This window comes from Pantoea sp. AN62, assembly GCF_050432985.1.
Classification (GTDB): Bacteria; Pseudomonadota; Gammaproteobacteria; order Enterobacterales; family Enterobacteriaceae; genus Pantoea; species Pantoea brenneri.
The window spans coordinates 1-3,143 of the sequence record NZ_JBNPYB010000040.1 but is presented as its reverse complement, the minus strand read 5'-3'; the positions used below and the strand labels follow the sequence as shown (position 1 = coordinate 3,143).

The following is a 3,143-nucleotide window of genomic DNA, read 5'->3' as shown; positions in this document are numbered from 1 at the left end:
ACAAAGGCTGGGATGCCAGAAAGCGTGCGTATTGCCTGAAAATCCAGCCAGCTACAGGGTCGTTCGCAAGAAATCTTATTTATTCAACAAAGCCTTTCAATGCATCAATAATTCTCAACAGCGCCCAGTTAATTCTGTCCTCTCCCATTTTGGCAAAGGCCAGCCCTGAAGTTGAATAATCAAGATCGTTAATTTCCGGGAAAGGTGTCCCAACGCCAGGTATGTAGTATTTGTAGTAACTTCCCTTAAGGCCTGAATCAGAATCAAGTAACCCAGCGGAAGAAGACACGCCGCCAACGGTACCATTGCCGATCGTGGCACGAAATAAACGAGCAATGTTAGTTGGGTGTTTTGGGTTAGACAAATACAAATCGTTATTCAGGTTATTACCGATACCATCAAAAAACAGGCTAATATGCAGCGTCTTACAACACGGCATATCTACCAGCTTGTTGTCAGCCTGGCAAAGTTCATTGCGATAAGTTCGCTCCAGGCTCTCTTGCTGCTTACAGTTTTTGCCAACCAACGCCGCCTGTGACGGCAAACGACCCTGCGCCGGAAATTCTGGCGGGTACCAGACCAGATCTGTGGTTACTTCGGACATACTTTCGGCTCCTTCATTTCCAGCGGAAGCTTAATCGGATAAGAAGGGCTACCGTAGGTAAAGCAGCTTGTTGTCACCTTCACGTCGTCACAGGGTAAAAAATGCACCGTAATACCACAGGTTTTTTGTCCTGTGTAATCCGGTACAGAAACGATTTGGCTATGATGTTTCTTTTGCGCATCAATTTTTGCTTTCCATGCAAGATACTTTTCTTCATCTGCGAACCCTGGAAAACCAGCTGAAGAACCCTGGCCTGTTTCCCAATCTACACGTACTGTCATCCCTGGTTTCCACACAGCAGGCGCTCCGTAGCAACACCCACCACCACCACCGTCAAAAGGTCCAATAATATCAATCCCCGACTGCCCGTTAACGCTGAAATGGTTGATGGCCCATTTGGTATGGTTAATGGCTTCTATAGTCCCCGAACCACCGCTTTGCGTTTGTGCTTCAGCCTTCGGCTGGCTGCATCCGGCCAGTAACAAAACACCCAGTAATACGCAAGAGATTGTTATCTTCATCCTTATCTTCCTTTTATTGCGTCATCCACACTTACAGATAAAATGATTTAATTTTGCCGCCACCAGGCAGAATTAAATCATTTTTATCATTGAGATAAATCTTTATCAGACTCTTTTCTGTTGCTTCTTAACTACTAATACCGCCTACGACGGCAAACGCCCCTGTGCCGGAAATTCCGGCGGGTGCCAGACCAGATCCGTGGTTACTTCGGACATACTTTCGGCTCCTTCATTTCCAGCGGCAGTTTGATCGGGTAAGAGGGGCTGCCGTAGGTAAAGCAGCTTGTTGTCACCTTCACGTCGTCACAAGGCAAAAAATGCACCGTAATACCACAGGTTTCCTGTCCCGTATAATCTGGCAGAGGCACAGTTTTGCTATGCTCCCTGTTATTAGCCCTCATTTTCTTTAGCCACACTTTGTACTTCTCTCTATCTGCAAATCCTGGAAAACCCTCTGTGGAGGCTTCACCGCTTTCCCAGTCGACTTTAACTGTCATTCCTGGTTTCCAGACGGAAGGCACACCATAGCAACACCCGCCGCCGCCGCCATCAAATGGACCGATCGCATCAATTCCAGATTGCCCGTTAACGCTGAAATGGTTGATAGCCCATTTGGTATGGTTAATGGCTTCAATTGTTCCCGTGCCACCGCTTTGCGTTTGTGCTTCTGCGCTTGGCTGGCTGCATCCCGCCAGTAAAAAAACATCCAGTAATACGCCAGAGATTGTTATCTTCATCCTTATATTCCTTTTATTGCGTCATCCACACTTACAGATAAAATGATTTGATTTTGCCGCCACCAGGCAGAATTAAATCATTTTTATCATTGAGATAAATCTTTATCAGACTCTTTTCTGTTGCTTCTTAGCTACTAATACCGCCTGTGACGGCAAACGACCCTGCGCCGGAAATTCTGGCGGGTACCAGACCAGATCTGTGGTTACTTCGGACATACTTTCGGCTCCTTCATTTCCAGCGGAAGCTTAATCGGATAAGAAGGGCTACCGTAGGTAAAGCAGCTTGTTGTCACCTTCACGTCGTCACAGGGTAAAAAATGCACCGTGATACCACAGGTTTCCTGTCCCGTAAAATCTGGCAGCGGCACTGTTTTGCTATGCTGACGATTCTCGGCTTTCATTTTTTTTTCCCATACAAGATATTTAGCATCATCACCGAATCCAGGGAATCCGTCGGTATCCCCGCGTCCGGTTTCCCAGTCTATACGAACCATCATTCCGGGTTTCCATACAGCAGGCACTCCATAGCAACACCCGCCGCCGCCGCCATCAAATGGACCGATAATATCAATGCCCGACTGACCGTTTACACTGAAATAGTTGATAGCCCATTTGGTATGGTTAATAGCTTCAATCGTCCCCGAGCCACCGCTTTGCGTTTGTGCTTCTGCCTTTAGCTGGCTGCATCCAGCCAGTAAAAAAATACCCAGTAATATTCCTGAGATTGTTATCTTCATTCTGATTTCCCTTCAGAAAAATGATATATACCAATATCATTTAAAAAATCATATTCCCGTATTAACGATTTGCAATACAAATGGCATCAACAGGCAGCGTCACTGTGTCCAGTACGGCAGAGAAAGGGACATCAAGCCAGGGAAGGTAGACCCAGTATCCCATACCCACCATTTTCTGTGTTCCCTGATAATACTCTTGATAACACCCTGAGGCATGTTCTGATATAGAGCCACAGCCATTTAAAAGAAACACAGACATCAACACGATTATAATTTTCATTACTTTTCCTTATTTATTATTGTCATCCTAAAAAACAATAAACTGAATGATTTAACGTAAATAAGCTGTCCTCATCCGATTTGATGACTCAACCGGGTTAAATGGTCGATTACAAAGGCATCGCGTTCATCATCAAACAATACCCCAGCGTGAGTCGCATTCACCATGCCGGTGATGCTGCCAACTTACTGATTTAGTGTATGATGGTGTTTTTGAGGTGCTCCAGTGGCTTCTGTTTCTATCAGCTGTCCCTCCTGTTCAGCT

Annotated in this window: 4 protein-coding genes and 1 pseudogene; all 5 read right to left on the bottom strand. The window is 45.7% G+C overall.

All coding sequences use genetic code 11. The annotated features are described in order from the left end of the window. Positions 1-94: 94 nt before the first annotated feature. Positions 95-604, bottom strand: a pseudogene (locus FHW04_RS23385) (DUF2235 domain-containing protein); the annotation flags it as partial. Beyond that, entirely contained in the window at positions 592-1,125 is a 534-nt protein-coding gene (locus tag FHW04_RS23380; protein ID WP_089562638.1) for a DUF3304 domain-containing protein, read from the bottom strand. The pseudogene FHW04_RS23385 and the gene FHW04_RS23380, both read right to left, overlap by 13 nt. Before the next feature lie 203 nt (positions 1,126-1,328). Then, the gene (locus FHW04_RS23375) at positions 1,329-1,862 is read right to left on the bottom strand and encodes a DUF3304 domain-containing protein (RefSeq protein WP_089562639.1); all 534 of its coding nucleotides are present in this window, start codon (positions 1,860-1,862) and stop codon (positions 1,329-1,331) included. Positions 1,863-2,065: 203 nt separating this feature from the next. Continuing rightward, a complete protein-coding gene (locus FHW04_RS23370; protein ID WP_179420113.1) occupies positions 2,066-2,599 on the bottom strand; it encodes a DUF3304 domain-containing protein in 534 nt (177 codons plus the stop codon). A 61-nt stretch (positions 2,600-2,660) separates the two neighbouring features. Beyond that, positions 2,661-2,879 carry a YceK/YidQ family lipoprotein gene (locus tag FHW04_RS23365; protein ID WP_089562640.1) on the bottom strand — a complete coding sequence of 73 codons (219 nt, stop codon included), beginning with the start codon at positions 2,877-2,879 and terminating at the stop codon, positions 2,661-2,663. Between the last annotated feature and the right edge of the window lie 264 nt (positions 2,880-3,143).